The sequence below is a fragment of the Micromonospora sp. NPDC049903 genome (genome assembly GCF_044460945.1).
Lineage (GTDB): Bacteria > Actinomycetota > Actinomycetes > Mycobacteriales > Micromonosporaceae > Micromonospora.
Window position 1 is genome coordinate 160,983 of the sequence record NZ_JBITKL010000002.1, and the last position, 18,345, is coordinate 179,327.

Sequence of the window (18,345 nt, forward strand, 5' to 3'; positions counted from 1 at the left end):
TGGCGGCTTATCCGGGGCCGCCGCGGGCCACGCCCCCGCCTTACCCCCGGCCCCCCCCGGGGGGCGCGCCCCCCCCCCCGCCCCCCCCCCGGGGGGGGCCCCCCCCGCGGGGGGCCCCCCCCCCACGCCTCGACGCGATCAGATCTTGGCGACCTGGTTGAAGTTCAGCTCCACCGGCGTCTCCCGGCCGAAGATCGACACCAGCACCTTGAGCTTCTGCTGGTCGGCGTTGATCTCGCTGATCGTGGCCGGCAACGACGCGAAGGCGCCGTCGGTGACCGTCACCGAGTCGCCGACCTCGAAGTCGAGGACCTTGATCTCCGGCTTGGCCTTCTTCTGCTCGGTCTCGACGGACGGCGCCAGCCACTTCAGCACCTCGTCGAGGCTCAGCGGGGCCGGACGGTCGGCCCGGTCCGTGGCACCCACGAAGCCGGTCACCCCGGGCGTGTTGCGCACGCAGGAGTAGGACTCGGCGGTCAGCTCCATCCGGACCAGGATGTAACCCGGGAAGACCTTCGCCTGGACCTGGGACCGCTTGCCGTTCTTGACCTCGACCTCTTCCCGGGTCGGCACCTCGACCTGGTAGATGTAGTCCTCCATGTCGAGGGACGTGATCCGGGTCTCGAGGTTGGTCTTGACCTTGTTCTCATAGCCGGCGTACGAGTGCACCACGTACCAGTCGCCCGGCGCGTAGCGCAGCTTCTGCCGCAGCTCCGCAACCGGGTCGTAGTCCTCGTCGGGTGCGGGCTCCGTGGTCGCGAACTCCGGCTCGCTGGCGGCCTCGACCGACTCGTCGTTCGCCGCCGTCGCCACCGTGGACTGCTCGTCCGGGGTCTCGGCGGTCTCGTCGTACTCAGGCACGCTTGCTCACTTCCGTCACTATCGGCACAGTCAGCCGGTCAGCTGGGGTTGCCGAAGACCCACAACACGCCCTTCGCGAAGGCGTAGTCAAGGCCGGCCACGATCGTCAGCATCATCGCGACGAATGCGACCACCACGGCCGTGTAGGTCAGCAGCTCCTTGCGCGTCGGCCAGATGACCTTACGCAGTTCGGCCACGACCTCGCGGATGAAACGCGCGACGCGGCCGAACAGGCCCACCTTCTCGGCATCGGCCCGCGTCTTGGACCGGCTGTCGGCGGAATCCGCCTTGGCCCGCTCACGGGTGGCGGTGCCGCCCCGCGATACCGGCTCGTCCGCGTCGGTGGCGTCGTCGTCGGCACCGTCACCGTCGTTGACCACCTCGTCGTTCAGGCGGTCGTCGTCGGCGTCCTCGCCGCGCCGCTTGTTGTCGGCCACTTCGCCCTCCGTCGCGGGATGTCGGGGTCGCACGCGGTACGCGCGTACGCGGCGCTGGTCACGCCGGCCGGACCAACCGTCCCGGGACGGGCCGCGGCCGGCGGATCAACCGGAGGGGCCCCGATGCCTCGGAACCTCTCCGCCGATGCCACCACCACGGGCCGCACGCCACCGGTTGATGACGCGACCCACGGAACGGTCAGGCCTGAGGCGCAGGGGTGACAGGACTTGAACCTGCAGCCTGCGGTTTTGGAGACCGCTGCTCTGCCAATTGAGCTACACCCCTGTGCGGCAACGCTCGTCCCACCAGGTCACACGACCAGGCAGGAGTCACTTGCCCCACGGCGGACCAGTGTACGGGTACCGACCCGACTTTCCCAACCGGTCTGCCGATCGTGGTGGACGGTGCCGGTCAGCCGGCCGTCCGCACGATGGCCCGGGCCTGCGACAACACCTTCTCGCCCTGACAGGTGGCGGTGATGTCGAGCCTGGTCAGGCCCTCCTCGGTGACCTCACGGACCACCGCGGACACCACGATCTCGGTGCCCTGCTCATCGTCCGGCACCACCACCGGGCGGGTGAACCGGACGTTGTAGTCGACCACCGCGTCGGGCCCACCGGCCCAGGCGGTGACGGCCCGGCCGACCAGCGCCATGGTGAACATGCCGTGCGCGATCACTCCCGGCAGACCCACCTTGGTGGCGAACCGGTCGTTCCAGTGGATCGGATTGAAGTCGCCCGAGGCGCCGGCGTAGCGGACCAGGTCCGCCCGGGTCACTCGGAACGTCTGGTTGGTCAGCTCCATGTCAGGCCTCCCCGCGTACGACGAGCTTGGACCAGACCGTGACCACCGGCTCGCCGGTGGTCGTGCTGACCTCGGTCCGGGTGGTCAGGAACTCGTGGCCACCCCGGCTGGTGATGTCCTCCACGAAGTTGACGCAGACCAGCTCGTCGCCGGCCACCACCGGGCGGGTGTACGCGAAGCGCTGGTCGCCGTGGACGACCCGGCTGTAGTCGACGCCGAGGGCCGGGTCCTCGACGATCTGGCGGCTGGCGGCCATGGTGATCACCACGGGGAAGGTCGGTGGCGCGACCACGTCGGGATGGCCGAGGGCTCGGGCCGCCTCCGGGTCGTGGTAGGCGGGATCGGTGGCCCCGATCGCCGTCGCGAACTCACGGATCTTCTCGCGGCCCACCTGGTAGGGGGCGGTCGGCGGGAAACTGCGGCCGACGAAGGAGTGGTCCAGGGACATGCCGCGAACCTACACGCAACGCACGATCGCCGATCCGAGCGGTCGACGTCGGCCCAGGGCCGCGCCGCCGCACGAACCGGCGATCGTGGTACGCGTCGATCCGGGCCGAGTAGCCCGGACGGATCAGCGGGTCTCGCGGTGGACGGTGTGCCGACCGTCCCGGGGGCAGAACTTCTTCAGCTCGATGCGGTCCGGGTCGTTACGGCGGTTCTTGCGCGTGATGTAGTTGCGCTCCTTGCACTCCACACACGCCAAAGTGATCTTCGGCCGGACATCGGTCGCCTTCGCCACGGCGGAGTGCCTTCCTCGCTAACGGATACAACTACAGCGCTACAGCGTACGCACCACCAGGGCGGACACGCAAAGCGGGCGCCTATGGCGCCCGTCCCACCGACCGCCGGAATGCTCCGGACGGACGAGAGTAGCGGTGGCCGGACTTGAACCGGCGACACAGCGATTATGAGCCGCTTGCTCTACCATCTGAGCTACACCGCCGTGGTGGGCCCAGCCGGACCCTCTGAGCCCCCTTACGGAATCGAACCGTAGACCTTCTCCTTACCATGGAGACGCTCTGCCGACTGAGCTAAGGGGGCCTGCGCGATCACTCGGTGGCCGCGCAGAGGTAAGAGTACACGGCCCCACCGCGCTGGTGAAATCGGATCCCCCGGGACGTCGTACGCCCAGCTCAGGGGACCACCCGCAGGCGCGGCAGCTCGTTGTCGGTGATCGATTCCGGATCGACCTGGGCACCGAACCAGGCCTCCAACCGCTCGTACGGCAACGGGCGGCTGAACAGGAACCCCTGGCCGATCTCGCAGCCGATGTCCTGGAGCAGTTCCAGGGTCAGCTCGCTCTCCACCCCCTCGGCCACCACGGTCAGGCCGAACTGCTGGGAGAGGGTCACCACGGCGTTGACGATCGCCAGGTCGCCGGGATCGGTCGCCATGCCCTGGACGAAGGAGTGGTCCACCTTCACCTCGTGCACCGGCAGGCGGCGCAGGTGGGCCAACGAGGAACTGCCGGTGCCGAAGTCGTCCACCGAGAGCCGAACGCCGAGGTCCCGCAGGCGGCGCAGGGTCGGGATGGGCCGGTCGGTGCCGTCCAGCACCCCGGCCTCCTCGATCTCCAGGGTCAGCAGCTGCGCCGGTACGTCGTACTCGGCCAGCAACTCGCGGACCCGCTCCGGGAAGTGCTGGTCGTTGAGCGTACGCGCGGAGATGTTGACCGCGACGGCGAGCGACTGGCCGCCGTGCGCCCAGTCGCGGCTGTGGCGCAGCCCCTCCCGCAGCACGAACTCGGTGAGCCGGCCGAGCTGGCCGGTGTGCTCGGCCACCGCGACGAAGTCCTGCGGGGCGACCGTGCCGTGGGTGGGGTGTTCCCACCGGGCCAGGCACTCCACCCCCACCAAGCGCCGGTCGCGCAACGTCACCTTCGGCTGGTAGTAGATCTCCAGCTCGCCGTTGTCCAGGGCGCTGCGCAGGTCACCGGCGAGACCCAGCCGGTGCAGCGCACGCGACTCCAGGGCCGGCGTGTAGAGCTGCACGCTGCCCGGGACCGACTTCGCGGCCGACGCGGCCACGTCCACCCGTTGCAGCAGCGTCGCCGGGTCGCTGCCGTGATCCGGATGCACCACCACGCCGACGGCGGTGTCCACGTCCAGCGTGAGGGCGTCGAAGACCATCTCGTCCCGGATCTGCTCGCGCAGTTGGCCGGCGAGTTCCACCGCCGCCTCGGCGCTTTCCAGACGCAGCGTCACCAGGAACTCGTCGCCGCCGGCCCGCCCGACCAGGGCCGCCGAGGGTACGCATCCACGCAGCCGGTCGGCGACCTCGACCAGGACCTTGTCCCCCGCGGCGTGCCCGAGGGACTCGTTGACCTGCCGCAGGCGGTCGACGTCGAAGAGCAGCAGCGCCACCACCTCGCCGGGCGCCCGGATCCGGACCGCCTCGGTCAGCGCGCCGAGGATCCGGCGACGGTTGGGCAGCTTGGTGAGCCCGTCGTGGTACGCGTCGTGCCGCAGCCGGTCGACCAGGCGCGAGTTCTCCAGCGCGACCGCCGCGTGCGCGGCGACCGTCTCGAAGACCGTCACGTCCGCACCCCGGAACGAGTTGGTGTCGCCGAGCCGGTTGGTCACCTCAAGGGTGCCGATGACCGCCTTGCCGGAGCGCAGCGGCACCACGATCACGTCCTTGACCGAGGTCGACTCCAGCGTGTCGCGCAGCTCCGGGTCGTCGCCACCCAGTCGACTGCTGACCGCCACGGTCTCCTGCCGGGCCACCGCGACGTCCCGCAACGCGGCCGGGCTGTGCGTGGAGTCCAGCAGGCCGGGCTTGCCCTCCTGGGCGGTCAGCAGCACCTCCGGGTGGCGGCCCTGGGCCGGCAACCAGAGGGTGGCGGACTCCGCCTGCATCAGGCTGCGGATCCGGACCAGCAGGGCGTCGATGAGGTTCCCGTCCGGACCGCTCTCGGTGATCCCCTTGGTGAACTCGTACATCTCGGCGACCGTGCGGTGCTGCCGGAAGAACTGCGCGTACGAGCCGTAGACCAGGGCGAAGGCGATGCCCAGACCGGCGAAGAGGAACACCGCCCAGGGTGTGCCCTCCAGCGCGATGATGATCACCAGGCCGATGGCGAGGTTGATCGTGACCGCGAGCAGCATCGGCGGCGCCGCCCGCAGCATCTCCCGCCCGGCCTGCCAGCCCTGCACCACGGAGACCACCGCGACCACGGCGGCCAGCGCGACGAGGGTGTGCGTACCCACGGCGGCGGTCAGCACCGCCCAGGTACCCGGGCCGACGCCACCCGGCTGCGGCAACACGTGGTAGACCACGGTCGCCAACGATGTCGCTATCGCCGCGAGCGCGACGTTGAACCAGAACTTCGCCGGCAGCAGCTTGCGCCGGATCTGCACCACGATGGCGGCGGCCGTGTACGCCAGCACCACCGACAGCGGTGGCAGCAGATAGAGGGCGACGACCAGCGGGATCTCGGTCGGCGTGGCGGCGAGCGCCTGACGCCGCACCACGACGTTGATGGTCGGCAGCGCGGCGGCCACCATCGCCGCCGTGAGCAGCAACGTCATCGGCCAGTCCCCCAGGGCGGGGGACGTCGTCAGCCCGAGGATCAGCGAGAAGACGACAGCACCGAGCGCCAACGGCCCGGTGACCAGCCAGGCGTACTCCGTCCGCCGTCGGATGGGGCGGGGGCGAGGCGTCATGGCTCCCCTAGCGGCCTGAACTCAGCGGAACCCGGAGGTGCCCGGACGCGGGAAGTCCCGTCAGGGGATCAGCGACCCTAGCGTCGGCATGTTCCACTCGAGACCATTCGCCCTGACATCGAACTCCGCGACCGTGCTCGTCGCGAGAACCAGGCCGGTAACCAGCAAGAGGGAGCCGAGTAGCCGGCCCAAACGTCGAGCAGACATCTGTGCTCCTGAGTGGGGTGATGGGAACGCGATGGAGGTCCCACGATGGTGCCACAGCGAGTCCGCCGGTGGAAAGTTCACAGACCTGATGTTGGTCCGGTTGTCGTCCGGCACGGCACGTACGTACCCGTGCCGTACAACGTCCGGGCAGGTCAGCGCTGGCAGGGCCGTTGCCACTAGAGAAGAAGACACCAACCACCCATTCCCTACTTAGGCGGCGTAGCGGATCTAGCGGACAATGGCGAAGAATACTTTTGACCGGATAATGCGGAATGGCGGAAGACCTCCTATCACGCCATCGTGAGCGATCAGTCACCCCGCGTCTGTGACCGCTCTTCCGCCCTGCGCCGGTCCGCGTCCTCCATCGCGTGCCGAACAGCCAGCCGGATCACCAGGTAGAGCACCGCCAGCCCGGCGCCCCACCCGGCGAGGGCGGACGGCACGCTGTCGAGCTGCACGAACCCAGAGTAGGCCGAACACACCATCGCAGTCACCCCCATGGATGGCCGAATCGTGCCAACCTGCACGAAGGTGCTGCTCACGGGTGCGGCGAAGAGAGATGTCGGGTATCCGCTCCCGCTGTCGAGGACATTCGGCGTCCTCACTGACCTGCCAGCGGACGGAAAATTCCGCCTGCCCCTGACACCGCCAACCGACCCTGGTCCGGCGGACTCGGGGCCCATTGAACGACTCCTGCACTATTGAGCGGATTCGGTGCGCCTATTCCGTACTTCGATAAGGCGTGGACTCGCGTACGGGTCGGCACGACCATGGAGCGATGCGCGCCGAGAACGCACGTGCCAACCTCCAGGAGGCCGCCACCTTCTGGATCGTCGGATCCCGCACCGCAGCCGACGTGATCGAGGCCGCCTGCGACTGTCTCGTGGCAGGCGTGGACAGCCCGACCCCCTCCGGAACCAGGTAGGACTCGCATCGAGCTGATGGCGGTGCCGAGTTTTCACTGATGGCTGTCGCGGGTGGTTGGCGGGCTGCCCAGACTGAGCGGCAGAGGCAACAGCGGGCTCATCGACGAGGCGCTAGCTGTGCGACTCTGCGGGCCAATGCGGCTTAGCCCAGCATGGTGATCGGGTTGACGCGGCTCCGGGCCAGCCGGATGCCACCACGCGTTCGGCTGAGACTTCTTCATGCTCAACACCGGTCCGAAGTTGACCCCGTCAGGGAATTTGATCACCCGCAGTCCCGGGCTTCCGAATCCAGCCGATGAACCGCACATAGAAGTACAGCGGGTCAGGTGGCGCGCCGAGGCGAGTTAGGTCGGCTGTTGCTTCTTGGAGCAAGTCGGCCATGTCCAGCCCGAGCAGCCTCCCGATGCCATAGTCCGCCAGCAGATCGATCCGAGCCTGCCGGCAGGGCCAGCCGTGAGCGCACGCGGCACTAAGCCAGAGGGGCCGTACGGGTGCATGTCGTTGCAGGTACATCGAGGTTCCTCCCGGGGCGCGAGACGGATGGCACCCCTGGCAGCCGGGCACGGCCTCCAACAGCCAGGGGGCCCGGCCTGATCCCACCCCGACACAGATCTGGTTGTCAACCGATCGGGGACCCCCTTTCGGGGACCCCTGCCCGGGGAGCCCAACGCGCACATACCTTCGGCTCTATGGGTGCTGGGAATGGACCGGGCGAACTGGTCGGCCCGTGGGAGATCGCCAAGATGCTCGGCGTGACCAGGTCGCGTTTCCAGCAGATCGCGCTGCGACCCACCTTCCCCAAGCCGTACCAGGAACTACGGGCCACCAAGGTCTGGCTCAAGGTCGACGTGGAAGCCTGGATCGCCGAGTACCGACAGCCACGTCCGGCGGATGACGACGCGGAGGCATAGCCGAAGGGCGGCCCCGTGCAACAGGACAAGCCAAAGGATCCTGACCTGACGCCTGCGAGTCCCGCATTCGTTGAGAAGCCCGCGCCTCGACTCGCACAGGCGGTACGAAAGCCGACCAACTCGGCCCGGCAAGCCGCTCTGGGCAACCGTCTGCCGCGCCAGCCCAAACCCCGGACTGGCTTGCCATCGGCCCGCCTCCCGCAGTCACCGACCGCCTCAGCCGTCCAGACAGCGCCGTCCGCAACGCCAGCGCCGAGCCATGGCACGGCTTGATCAATCCGCCTACGATGTGCCCACGGCGAGCCGCAACGGGCTCGACTCAGCGGGACCAAGCCAGCTCAACGGGAACCGCCCCCGATCGGCATTTCTGCTGTTCAAGGGCGTGAATCAACAGGCGCAAGCCGTCGGAAGATCGTTCATCGGAGCGGTAGCCGGGGTGCGTGCTGCCGGCTACAGGTACCTGATGCCTGCCTCGGTGATGTGAGCCGCCAGCACGCCGTTGGCCGAGCCATCGAACCATACTTCGACGCGCCCGATCTCCCGCAGAAGATCGTCACCGGCTACCGGGACACCTCGTTCCCAACGCGCTGGCCAGCCGTCGAAGCGGCGCACCTCGATGAAGCCGCGGGCCACCAACGAGACCAGGCCCGGCCCGAGGACCGCAGCCACCCGCTGCCGTGACGGCGCCTCAGCCCAGCCGAGTTCCCACAGGGGTAGCGGTGCATCTTCCAGAGGACAGAGGACCAGTTCCTCTGCGAGGTCCAGCCCTTCGTCATCGTCCATGGCATCCCGCCCTCGACGGATCCTGTGGGAGCATCACGACGAAAGCCCCTGATCTGCGTTTCAGCAGTTCAGGGGCTTTGCCGTTGCCTGGTGGCGGGTAGAGGATTCGAACCTCTGAAGCTTTCGCGACGGACTTACAGGGCGTCCGCGATCTTGGCTGGCCCAGGACCTGCTACCTGCCGATACGCCCCGCTGAGCAGGTGCCATACAGAACCCCGCCCACCATCTGCCCACGCCCCACCGGGTCAGGGTGAGGCAGTATCGAGCGGCACCGGCCCGTTCTCGTCCTCGTGCTGGCATTGCACGCTCGCGGGCGCGCAGACCGCCATGTAGCTGGGCAAGAAGACTTTGCGCTCCTTACCATCGATCTCGTAGGTGACGTTCATGCCACGACGGACCGTGCGGCCCTCACCAACGAACTCGTAGCCGAGCAGGATCTCGATGTGCACCGTGCCGTCCGGATGATCCACCGGATCAACGGCACCAGGGTCGGGAAGAACGAGCCCGACCGGATCTTGCGCGCCATCAAGGTCAGGATGGCTCGGCGGCCAGCCCTCGGAGTCGACCACCGGTGCTCCACGGGCCGCAGTGAGCACCCGCACCTGAGCACCAAGAAGACGGGCCGAGTCGCCATCCATGACCGGTTCGACGCTCTTGATCGTTACCGGCCCCTTGCTGATCCGGACGATCGTGACACCGTCGGTGAGCCGGTACCCGACATCGAAGGAGTTTCCCCAGCCATAGCTACTCGGCTGGGTAAACACGTCGTCACCCGGCTGATCAGAGGACGAGAACGAGGCATCGCAGCCGGTAACGGCGAGGACCCCCGCAAGGGCCCCCGCCATTGCCGCTCGGACGAGCCGAGTGGTCACGCAACCTCCTTGACCTTGTCGACCTCGGTGGGATATCCACCTTGGCCACACAGCTTGTAGGTTCCACTCACCGGTAGATAGCTCTTCTTGTGACTCGCGGTGTTCTTCTGTGACGAGTCGAGGAAGAAAGTCCAAGCAGCGTTCGCCGCAGGAGTGCCGCTCTCGTCGACAACAGTTCCAGTCAAGGTGAACGACGACGTGTTCCGAGCTGGGTCGGCATCAGTCGTCAGACGGTCCAGCATCGGCGACCTAGCGAGCGCCTCGGAATCAACGTTGCCAGCGTGGGCGGATGGTGCCGCGCCAACTGTCGTTGCGGACACCGTCAGCACCGTCAACGCGATGGCTGTAGCCAGTCGCCGACGTCTATCGACAAGCAGACTCGTCTCCCCCTGATGAGTAGCGCGGTCCAGGCCCCCCGTGGACCCAGTTCCGCGAGGTGCATTCGTCTTTCGGTGGCGGGAGGAGACGTTAGAGGACAACCTGCAGGACGGCTGCCCCGGTCGATGTCTTGAATCCGACAGGAGATCGTCTACCCGTGGCCAAATCATCGTGCTGCAAAGCGAAGCCGACGGGCATGACTGTGCGACGGGGATTCACGACACGGTCACCCGCCTTCGCGTAGCCGTCAGCCTGGAATATCGAAGTCTGCGCGCGACACCGACATGATCGACAAGGCCGATGGGAGTCCCGAGCAGCAGGCGTGGGAACGATTGACCGCGCCGTTCATCCGAGCGCGTCGCCGATCTTGTCGTTCATGGTGTCGTCGCCGCCGTCGATGCAGTTGGCGTAGACGCGGAGCAGGACGGCTACGCCGTGGCCCAGGCGGCGGGCTACCTCGGTCGGCGGGACGCCAGCGTTCAGCCAGAGTGAGGCCGCCGCGTGGCGGAGGTCGTACGGGCGACGGGCCAGCGGCGAGGCGGTCTGGGCCTCGGTCAGGGCCTTGTCTCGGGCGAGCTTCCACCACCGGTCGTAGACCGACTCGGAGAGCGGGCCGCCGTGCAGACCTCGGAAGAAGCGACCATCCGGACCAACGCCGTGATTCTCGACGTGCGCGCAGAGCAGCTCGACGAGGCGAGGCGGGATCGGGACCGTACGAGTTTCGGCCCTCACCCGGTGCTTGAGGCCGCGCCGCTCGTGGGAGCCGCCGTCATCGGTCCAGTGGGAGCCGGCGCGCGGGGAGGTACCGACGAGGACCAGGCGGCCCCTGCGATATTCGATCTTAGGGTGATCGCAGGATCGGGAGGGCTTGACGGACGCCAGGTCGTCGAAGTCGGTGCCGCAGCCGGCGCAGCGGCCGGAGAGGTCGCAGTCGTCGCGCCGGAGGTCGGCGGCCTCGGAGGGGCGCATGCCCGCGTAGTAGAGGCAGCCGAAGAAGGCGGTGACCTTGTCGGCGCGTTTGCCGAGAGATTTGACCGCCTCCAGCAGCGCGGCAACCTGGGCGGGGCTTGCCACCACCCGGCGGTCGATGGACTGCGCGACCTCGGGGGCGGTCCACTGGACGCGGTCGACAGGGTTGGAGTCGATCAGCCCCAGCTCGACGGCGTACCCGAGGGCGTTGTAGAAGGTCGCGCGCTTGCGCTGGTCGGTGGAGGCAACAGCGGGTTTGCCGTCGAGGCGTACGCAGTGGCTGTCGAGGTCGCGGCGGACCACGGCGGATGAGTCCAGCTCGACGACGGGGAGGGAGGCGGTGTCAAGAGCGCCGCGCGCTGCGCGGCGCGGGCGCGGTCGACCGCCCGGCGGTGAGCCGCCGGACAGCCGCGCCCGCCCTGAGTGCTGACCGGCATCGGGCCTCACCTCCTGGACGTCACCGCAGCCAGAGCTTGCCCTCGCGCATCCTGTCGACCATCCACCGGCTGTAGCCGCTTGCCCGTACGACGGGCTCGATCTTCGAGGCAGGCGCGTGCGACGGCAGGAGTTGCGTAACGAGTCGGGCGATCGCGTCCCGCGTGTCCGCCAGCTCAGTGGTCATCCGGCGCTCGGCATCGCCCAGCCGCCGCAGCTCGTCGTAGCGCCAGTCTTCAGGCGGCTCGGGAGAGTCAGACACGGAACAAACCGTAAATGAGGGAACAGCAGGGAGTCCTCTCATTTGCCGCCCGGTGCCCCGACGCCAGGCGGTACGGAAGCCGGCGCGGCTGGCCGTCGTCGAGGTCTGGGCTTCCGACTGCCGTGCCAGGCCAAGAACGGGACTGGCTTGCCCCCGAGCGTCCCGCTGACGGCCCGTACCGCCGCGCCCCACCATCGACCCGCCCCGCGCCCGTACGCCGTCCGTAGCCGCCCAGGACCAACCCGCCCGACCCCCGGAAGCCCGCGCCCAGGCCCCGCCGTCGACCGCCAGGACCAAGACCGACCCGCCCACTATCTGCCCACTGGGAGCTGTAGACGGCCGGATCTTGCTGGACTGAGTGAGACTCAACGAGATCAGCCCCTGACCCAGGAATCCCAGGTCAGGGGCTGATCTCGCACCTGGTGGCGGGTAGAGGATTCGAACCTCTGAAGCTTTCGCGACGGATTTACAGTCCGCTCCCATTGGCCGCTCGGGCAACCCGCCAGGGCGTGCCACCGCGCCGTGGCGCAGCAGCGGAAGCAAGGATAGCGGCTACCCCCGGCTCGGCCGCAACCGGGTACCGTCAGGGAGTCGTACCCCTGGGCATCGGGGGCAAAGGATCCCAAACCAGCCAGACAGCAGGAGCATGAGCATGGCAGCGAACCCGTCGTTCGACATCGTGAGCAAGGTCGACCGCCAGGAGGTCGACAACGCCCTTCGCCAGGCGGAGAAGGAGCTCGCGACGCGGTTCGACTTTCGGGGGACCGGCGCGGAGATCTCCTGGTCGGGCGAGGAGGCGATCAGCCTTCAGGCGGAGACCGAGGAGCGGGTGAAGGCCGCGCTGGACGTCTTCAAGGAGAAGTTGGTCAAGCGCAACATCTCGATGAAGTCGTTGGACGCGGGCGACCCGCGCCCGTCGGGCAAGATCTTCAAGATCGATGCCAAGGTGATTCAGGGCATCGACCAGGAGAAGGCCAAGGCGATCAGCAAGAAGATCCGCGACGAGGGCCCCAAGGGGGTCCAGGCGCAGATTCAGGGTGACCAGCTTCGGGTCACCGGCAAGAAGAAGGACGACCTGCAGGCCGTCATCACGCTGCTCAAGGGCGAGGACTTCGGCGTCGCCCTGCAGTTCAACAACTACCGCTGAGGCAGCGGCCCGCGCTGTCGGCCGCCCCCGAGGAAGACCCGGGGGCGGCCGGCGGGGCCTGTTCCGCCGAGCTGGTGCCGCGCCCACACCGCCGCCGCCCAGCCGGTCGGGCCGGCGAGGTCGGCGTCGACTGTCCCGCCTCGCACCGCACCGCCGACCTGGCCGGACGCGAGGCGTCGCCGTGGGGTCAGGTGTACGCGGCGGGTCAGCCGGGTGCCTGGCGGCTGAGAGTCTCCCAGGCTCGGTACTCGTCGACTCTGGCCTGCTCCATCTGCCTGACGATGTCGTACGAGCTGCTGCCGACGATGAGGCGTAGCGGCGGCTCGGGCAGGTCGACCAGCTTCATGATGACCGGTGCGGCGGTCTCGGGCGGTGGGCCGGCGTCGTCGCCCCAGAGTTCGGCCAGCTCCGCCCGCAACGGCGCGTACGCCGGTCGGGGCTCGGTCGTGGTGGTTCCCGTCGTGTAGAGGCCGGTGTCGTAGCCGCCCGGCTGCACGATGCTGACCGTGATGCCGAAGGGCGCGAGTTCCATCGCCAGAGATTGGCTGAGCGCGTCGAGTGCGGCTTTGCCGGCCGCGTAGAAGCCGACGGAGGCCACGCCGCCGCCGCTGCCCATCGAGGTGACCTGGAGCAGGCGACCGCCGCCCTGGGCGCGCAGGTGCGGGACGACGGCCTGGGTGACCCAGACGGCGCCGAAGAAGTTGACGTCGAAGTGCTGGCGGATCTGTTCCTCGGTGGCTTCCTCCAGCATGCCCAGCAGCATCCCGCCGGCGTTGTTGAGGACGACGTCGAGCCGGCCGTACGTCTCGGCCGCGCGGTCCACCGCCCCCGTGACGGCGGACCGGTCGGCGACGTCCAGGCACAGCGTGGCCAGCCGGTCGGGGTGGCGCACGACCAGCTCGGCCAGCGGCCCGACGTCGCGAGCCGCCCCGACGACCCGGTCCCCTGCGGCCAGGGCGGCTTCGGTGACCGCCCGGCCGAGGCCACGGGTGGCCCCGGTGATGAACCACACGCGAGAATCCGCCACCTCGCACCTCCCCTGATCAGATGAGACGAGACGGATCGTCTCGCTTGATGGTTCGAGTGTGCTCGGCCAAAACCAATCCGTCAAGACGGACCGTCTCGTCTCACTGTCGATATACTCCGACCCCATGTCCCCGGCCCCGAGAAACACCGACCCGGCACCCGAGACGGCCTCGAAGCGCCCGGACCCGGCGCGCCGCAGTGAACGGTCCCGACAGGCCGTGCTGACGGCCACCCGGGAGCTGGTCTCCGAGGTCGGGTACGCGAAGCTCTCCATCGAGGCCATCGCGGCGCGGGCGAGGGTCGGCAAGCAGACGATCTATCGGTGGTGGCGGTCCAAGGGGGCGGTGGTCTTCGACGCGTTCCTGGCGTTGAGCGAGGAGGCCGGCAGTGTGGTGCTGCCGGACACCGGTGACATCGAGGCCGACCTGAGAACGGTGCTGCGGGCGACCGTCGCGGAGTTCGCCGACCCGGCGTTCGAGGCGCCGATCCGGGCGCTCAACCTGGAGGTCGCGGCCGATCCGGAGTTGGCCGCGCAGTACCGGGAACGGCTGGCGGCTCCGGTGGACGAGGCCAAGCGGGAGCGGCTGCGCAGCGCGCAGCGGGCCGGGCAGATCCGCGCCGACGCCGACCTGGACCTGGCGCTCGAACTGCTCTACGCGCCGTTGTACCAGCGGTGGCTGCTCCGCCTCGGGCCGCTCACGGACGAGTACGCCGAAGCGCTGGTCACGCACGCGCTCCGTGCGTTGCGCCCCTGACCGTGAGCGAGTGCCCGGGACAGGGTCAGACGGCGGCCGGGGCTTCCAGGCGTACCGTGTCGGCTTCGGCGCGGGCGATGGGGCCGGCGGGCAGGGCCGCGACCCCGGCCCCGACGGCGACCGCCGCACCGGCGAACAGGAAGGCCCAGGGCACTCCACCTGCCTGGTCGACGATCAGGCCGGCGACCGCACCGCCGGCCGCGCTCGCGCCGACCGACATGGTCACCACCCAGGTGTACGCCTCGTTCAGCATGCCCAGCGGGGAGATCCGCCCGACCAGAGTGTTCTCCAGGGTCAGCGCGGGTGCGATGGCGGCACCACCGATCACCAGGGCGACGCCCAGCGCGCCCGCCGTGGGCATCAGGGCGAACACCACGAAGCTGCTCGCCACCCCGCCCAGCAGCCAGGCGAACTGGCGGGTCATGTTGAGGGCCGGACGGCGCAGGCCGAACCAGAACCCGCCGATCGCGCTGCCGATCCCCCAGACGGCCAGCAGCACACCGGCGAGGCTGTCCGGATCGTCGGCGGCGTAGCGGGTGGCGAACGCCGGCACGGTCACGCCGGTCGCGCCGAACGCGATGCCGAGGCTGGCCACGCAGAGCAGCAGCGCCGGGAAGCCGGGGACCCGCAGCGGGCCGAGTCCTCGGGTGCGGTGCTCACGGGAGTGCGGCTGCCAGCCCCGCATGGTGCTGCCGAGTGCCACCGCCACGGTGCCGACGAGGGTGACCACCGCCGCGCCGATCAGTGCCGCCCCGGCGTCGGCGAACAGGATGAAGCCGGCGACGAGCAGTGGGCCGAGCACGAAGACGATCTCGAACAGCGTCGTCTCCGCGGCGAGGGCCGTGTTGCGCAGGTGGTAGCGACCCGAGGAGACGCTGGTCAGGTCGTTCCAGGCGCCCCGGATGGCGGCGGTCAGCGGCGGGTACGACCCACCGGCCAGCGCCGAGGCCACCAGCACCCACGCGAAGGGCGCAGTGTCGGAGCGGGCCGACAGGAGCAGCCCGATCAGCGCCAGCGGGTGGGCGATCGCGGTGCCGACCAGGACCGGGGTGGGGCCGATCCGGTCGGCGATCCGTCCGGCGACCGGACTGAGCGCGGCACCGGTGAGGGCGTAGCAGCCGCCGGCCAGGGCGGCCAGCGAGTACCGGCCGGTGACCTGCTCCACGACGAGCAGCAGCGCCAGCGGCGTCATGCCGATCCCGAGTCGCCCGAGGATGCCGGTGACCAGCAGGGTCGGTGCCCCTGGGATCTGCCAGACGCTCAGATACCGGCGCAGCCCGACCACCCTTAACCCCCACCGCAGATGTAATGAGCCAGATTCGTTTAGACCCTAACGCCCCGACAGCGCCGGGCAACATGGTTATCGCGCTCACACGGGCGTACCCAAGCGCCGCCCGCGCCAGGTGACCCGGCGCGGGCGGCGAAGGGGTTGGGTGGTGCGTCAGCGCTGGTAGCGGACCGGGCCGGTCTGGGCGGCCATCCGCTCCAGTCGGGCCACGCGCTCCTCCATCCGGGGGTGCGTGGCGAACAGGGCGGAGATGCCGCCGCCCTTGAACGGGTTGTCGATCATCAGGTGGGCGGTGCTGGTGAGCTGACCCTCGGCCGACAACGGCCGACGCTGGGTGCCCATGTGGATCTTCCGCAGCGCGCTGGCCAGGGCCAGCGGGTCGCGTGTCAGCTCGGCGCCGGAGGCGTCCGCCTGGAACTCCCGGTTGCGGCTGATCGCGAGCTGGATGACGGTCGCGGCGAGCGGGCCCAGAATGATGGTGAGCAGCAGCACGACCGGGTTCGGGCCGTCCTCGTCGCTGTTGCCGCCGAGCGGGATGAACAGGGCGAGGTTCGCCAGCATGGTGATGATGCCGGCCAGCCCGGCCGCCACGCTGGAGATGAGGATGTCCCGGTTGTAGACGTGGGACAGTTCGTGGCCGATCACGCCCCGCAGTTCGCGGTAGTCGAGGATCTCGACGATCCCCTGCGTCACGCAGACCGCCGCGTTCTGCGGGTTACGGCCGGTGGCGAACGCGTTGGGCTGGGTGGTCGGGCTCACGTAGAGGCGGGGCATCGGCTGCCGCGCCTCGGCGGCCAGTTCCCGCACCATGTGGTACAGCTCGGGGAACTGTGCCTCGGTGACCGGCTGCGCCCGCATCGAGCGCAACGCCAGCTTGTCCGAGTAGAAGTAGGTGAAACCGTTCATCGCCAGCGAGACGAGGACGGCGACGACCAGTCCGCCACTGCCGCCGAACCAGTAGCCCACCGCCAGGATCAGCGAGGTGAGCAGGCCGAGCAACGCGGCGGTCTTCAGACGGTTGTGGTGCACGATCACTCCTTCGGTGCACGGATGCCGGGATCCGCTGACCGGTACAACAACCCGGTACCCGTAAACCATCCGCTTCATGACTGAGAGTTACCTGAACGGCAGTCATGACCAGGAGTGCGGTCGCGGTCAACCTCCGGCGAGATCCAGCACGACCTGCGGTGCGAACCCGACCACCACGGCGAGGAGCGTCGCCACCGCCAGCGCGGCGATCACCGCCCGTCCCGGCCGGACGGCGGGCGCGGCGGTGTCCCCGGGCGGGCCGTAGAGCGACGCCGCGACGCGCAGGTAGTAGGCCAGGCCGATGACCGCGTTCACCGCCACCACCAGGGCGAGCCAGTTCGCCTCGCCGCCGAGCAGCGAACGGACCACGGTCACCTTGGCGAACAGCCCGGCCAGCGCCGGCGGCAGGCCCGCCAACCCGACCAGCGCGAACGCCAGGCCACCGCCGATCCACGGGTGCCGGCGGGCCGCACCCCGCAGGTCGTCCAGGGTGCCGCCGTCCGCGCCAGCCGGGCGCAGCGCCACCACCCCGGCGAAGGCGGCCAACTCCAGCAGCACGAAGAAGACCGCGTACGCCAGGGCGGCCGCGTACGCGCCGGTGCGCGCGTCCGGATCGGCCAGGGCCAGCGCGCCGAGCGGAGCGAGGATGTAGCCGGCCTGCGCCACCGAGGACCAGGCCAGCAACCGCACCGTACGCCGCTGACGCAGCGCCACCAGGTTGCCCACCGTCATGGTCAGCACCGCGACCGTGGCCAGCACCGGGCCGGTCACCTCGGCCGGCAACGCGTGCTGCACGACGGCGAGCAGGGCCACCACCCCACCGAGCTTCGAAGCCGTCGACAGGTACGCGGCCACCGGCAGCGGCGCACCGTCGTAGGTGGCCGGCGCCCAGACGTGGAACGGCACCGCCGCCACCTTGAACGCCAGTCCCGCCACCACGAGCGTCACCGCCACCGTGGTCAGCGGCACGTCGAGCAGCGCCCCGTCGGCGAGCAGCCCGCCCAGCCGTTCCAGGTGCAGCGCGCCGCTGACCGCGTAGAGCAGCGCGGCACCGAGCAGCGTCAGCGTGGTGGCCACCACGCTCACCACGAAGAAGGTCACCGCCGCCTCGGCGCTGGCCAGGCTGCCCCGACGCAGCCCCACCAGCACGTACAGCGGCAGGGTGAGCACCTCCACCGCCACGATCAGGGTGATCAGGTCGCCGGCCGCGCCGAGCACCACGCCGCCGGTCATCGAGCAGGCGAGCAGGAAGCAGTACTCCCCCACCGGAGTCCGCCCGTCGCGCAGCAACGACCCGGACAGCGCCAGCACGCCGACCATCAGCAGCGCCACCAGCGCCGCGACCAGGGCGGCCCGGCCACCGAAGACGTACGAGCAGTCGGCGCCGACGCAGAACGTACGCCGGTCCGGCAGCGTACCGACCGCCGCCGCTCCCACGGCGGTGGCGACCGCACCGGTGACCGCCGAGGCCACCGTCGCCGCCGGACGGGCCAGCAGCAGATCCACCAGGAGCACCAGGACGGCCGTCCCGGCGGCCAGGTACGCCGGCAGCAACGCGACGTGGTCCAGACTCTGCACTTCGCTCATGC

20 protein-coding genes and 4 tRNA genes are annotated in these 18,345 nt (G+C 69.5%); 4 read left to right on the plus strand and 20 right to left on the minus strand.

All coding sequences use genetic code 11. The annotated features are described in order from the left end of the window. Positions 1 to 138: 138 nt before the first annotated feature. The 10 genes from nusG to ACIBO1_RS05545 all read right to left on the minus strand — a co-directional run bounded on the left by nusG (position 139) and on the right by ACIBO1_RS05545 (position 6,433). Positions 139 to 861: a transcription termination/antitermination protein NusG gene (nusG, locus tag ACIBO1_RS05500; protein WP_131052801.1), complete on the minus strand. Its 723-nt coding sequence runs from the start codon at positions 859 to 861 to the stop codon at positions 139 to 141. A gap of 38 nt (positions 862 to 899) precedes the next feature. Beyond that, a complete protein-coding gene (gene secE, locus ACIBO1_RS05505; protein ID WP_350692899.1) occupies positions 900 to 1,298 on the minus strand; it encodes a preprotein translocase subunit SecE in 399 nt (132 codons plus the stop codon). A 213-nt stretch (positions 1,299 to 1,511) separates the two neighbouring features. Beyond that, positions 1,512 to 1,584: transfer RNA gene (locus tag ACIBO1_RS05510), tRNA-Trp, on the minus strand. Between the two features lie 126 nt (positions 1,585 to 1,710). Further along, on the minus strand, positions 1,711 to 2,103 hold the full coding sequence (locus ACIBO1_RS05515; RefSeq protein ID WP_396741712.1) for a MaoC family dehydratase: 393 nt from the start codon (positions 2,101 to 2,103) through the stop codon (positions 1,711 to 1,713). A gap of 1 nt (position 2,104) precedes the next feature. Further along, complete coding sequence (locus ACIBO1_RS05520) at positions 2,105 to 2,551, minus strand: MaoC family dehydratase N-terminal domain-containing protein (protein WP_396741714.1); 447 nt, start codon at positions 2,549 to 2,551, stop codon at positions 2,105 to 2,107. Between the two features lie 123 nt (positions 2,552 to 2,674). Continuing rightward, positions 2,675 to 2,842 carry a 50S ribosomal protein L33 gene (rpmG, locus tag ACIBO1_RS05525; RefSeq protein ID WP_007073056.1) on the minus strand — a complete coding sequence of 56 codons (168 nt, stop codon included), beginning with the start codon at positions 2,840 to 2,842 and terminating at the stop codon, positions 2,675 to 2,677. Between the two features lie 131 nt (positions 2,843 to 2,973). After that, positions 2,974 to 3,046: transfer RNA gene (locus ACIBO1_RS05530), tRNA-Met, on the minus strand. A 25-nt stretch (positions 3,047 to 3,071) separates the two neighbouring features. Then, positions 3,072 to 3,144: transfer RNA gene (locus tag ACIBO1_RS05535), tRNA-Thr, on the minus strand. A gap of 92 nt (positions 3,145 to 3,236) precedes the next feature. Further along, positions 3,237 to 5,768: a putative bifunctional diguanylate cyclase/phosphodiesterase gene (locus tag ACIBO1_RS05540; RefSeq protein ID WP_396741716.1), complete on the minus strand. Its 2,532-nt coding sequence runs from the start codon at positions 5,766 to 5,768 to the stop codon at positions 3,237 to 3,239. A gap of 515 nt (positions 5,769 to 6,283) precedes the next feature. Then, positions 6,284 to 6,433 (minus strand): hypothetical protein, encoded by a 150-nt coding sequence (locus ACIBO1_RS05545; protein ID WP_396741718.1) that lies wholly within the window; start codon positions 6,431 to 6,433, stop codon positions 6,284 to 6,286. Positions 6,434 to 6,753: 320 nt separating this feature from the next. On the opposite strand from ACIBO1_RS05545, the gene ACIBO1_RS05550 reads away from it, so the two are divergent. Next, entirely contained in the window at positions 6,754 to 6,900 is a 147-nt protein-coding gene (locus tag ACIBO1_RS05550) for a hypothetical protein (protein WP_396741720.1), read from the plus strand. Between the two features lie 690 nt (positions 6,901 to 7,590). Further along, positions 7,591 to 7,812 (plus strand): helix-turn-helix transcriptional regulator, encoded by a 222-nt coding sequence (locus ACIBO1_RS05555; protein WP_396741722.1) that lies wholly within the window; start codon positions 7,591 to 7,593, stop codon positions 7,810 to 7,812. A 450-nt stretch (positions 7,813 to 8,262) separates the two neighbouring features. On the opposite strand, the gene ACIBO1_RS05560 is transcribed toward ACIBO1_RS05555, so the two are convergent. The 6 genes from ACIBO1_RS05560 to ACIBO1_RS05585 all read right to left on the minus strand — a co-directional run bounded on the left by ACIBO1_RS05560 (position 8,263) and on the right by ACIBO1_RS05585 (position 12,015). Then, positions 8,263 to 8,595 carry a hypothetical protein gene (locus ACIBO1_RS05560; RefSeq protein ID WP_396741724.1) on the minus strand — a complete coding sequence of 111 codons (333 nt, stop codon included), beginning with the start codon at positions 8,593 to 8,595 and terminating at the stop codon, positions 8,263 to 8,265. A gap of 245 nt (positions 8,596 to 8,840) precedes the next feature. Next, positions 8,841 to 9,467, minus strand: a complete 627-nt coding sequence (locus tag ACIBO1_RS05565) for a hypothetical protein (protein WP_396741726.1) — start codon at positions 9,465 to 9,467, stop codon at positions 8,841 to 8,843. Further along, entirely contained in the window at positions 9,464 to 9,802 is a 339-nt protein-coding gene (locus tag ACIBO1_RS05570; protein ID WP_396741728.1) for a hypothetical protein, read from the minus strand. The genes ACIBO1_RS05565 and ACIBO1_RS05570 overlap by 4 nt, the downstream gene beginning before the upstream one ends. Before the next feature lie 388 nt (positions 9,803 to 10,190). Continuing rightward, on the minus strand, positions 10,191 to 11,117 hold the full coding sequence (locus tag ACIBO1_RS05575) for a tyrosine-type recombinase/integrase (RefSeq protein WP_396741730.1): 927 nt from the start codon (positions 11,115 to 11,117) through the stop codon (positions 10,191 to 10,193). A gap of 154 nt (positions 11,118 to 11,271) precedes the next feature. Further along, positions 11,272 to 11,511, minus strand: a complete 240-nt coding sequence (locus tag ACIBO1_RS05580) for a hypothetical protein (protein ID WP_396741732.1) — start codon at positions 11,509 to 11,511, stop codon at positions 11,272 to 11,274. Between the two features lie 420 nt (positions 11,512 to 11,931). After that, positions 11,932 to 12,015: transfer RNA gene (locus ACIBO1_RS05585), tRNA-Tyr, on the minus strand. A gap of 148 nt (positions 12,016 to 12,163) precedes the next feature. On the opposite strand from ACIBO1_RS05585, the gene ACIBO1_RS05590 reads away from it, so the two are divergent. Further along, on the plus strand, positions 12,164 to 12,658 hold the full coding sequence (locus ACIBO1_RS05590; RefSeq protein WP_161594942.1) for a YajQ family cyclic di-GMP-binding protein: 495 nt from the start codon (positions 12,164 to 12,166) through the stop codon (positions 12,656 to 12,658). 205 nt (positions 12,659 to 12,863) lie between these two features. Here the strand turns inward: ACIBO1_RS05590 and ACIBO1_RS05595 are convergent, their stop codons facing one another. Then, on the minus strand, positions 12,864 to 13,685 hold the full coding sequence (locus tag ACIBO1_RS05595; protein WP_396741734.1) for an SDR family NAD(P)-dependent oxidoreductase: 822 nt from the start codon (positions 13,683 to 13,685) through the stop codon (positions 12,864 to 12,866). Between the two features lie 124 nt (positions 13,686 to 13,809). Here ACIBO1_RS05595 and ACIBO1_RS05600 point away from each other — a divergent pair, with 124 nt between their 5' ends. Continuing rightward, complete coding sequence (locus ACIBO1_RS05600) at positions 13,810 to 14,439, plus strand: TetR/AcrR family transcriptional regulator (RefSeq protein WP_396741736.1); 630 nt, start codon at positions 13,810 to 13,812, stop codon at positions 14,437 to 14,439. A 25-nt stretch (positions 14,440 to 14,464) separates the two neighbouring features. Here the strand turns inward: ACIBO1_RS05600 and ACIBO1_RS05605 are convergent, their stop codons facing one another. From ACIBO1_RS05605 to ACIBO1_RS05615, 3 genes are all read right to left on the minus strand, one after another. Then, positions 14,465 to 15,724: an MFS transporter gene (locus tag ACIBO1_RS05605; protein WP_396741738.1), complete on the minus strand. Its 1,260-nt coding sequence runs from the start codon at positions 15,722 to 15,724 to the stop codon at positions 14,465 to 14,467. A 156-nt stretch (positions 15,725 to 15,880) separates the two neighbouring features. Beyond that, on the minus strand, positions 15,881 to 16,756 hold the full coding sequence (gene htpX, locus ACIBO1_RS05610) for a zinc metalloprotease HtpX (RefSeq protein ID WP_396741740.1): 876 nt from the start codon (positions 16,754 to 16,756) through the stop codon (positions 15,881 to 15,883). 126 nt (positions 16,757 to 16,882) lie between these two features. Continuing rightward, positions 16,883 to 18,343, minus strand: coding sequence for an NADH-quinone oxidoreductase subunit N (locus ACIBO1_RS05615; RefSeq protein WP_396741742.1), 1,461 nt, complete (start codon positions 18,341 to 18,343; stop codon positions 16,883 to 16,885). Between the last annotated feature and the right edge of the window lie 2 nt (positions 18,344 to 18,345).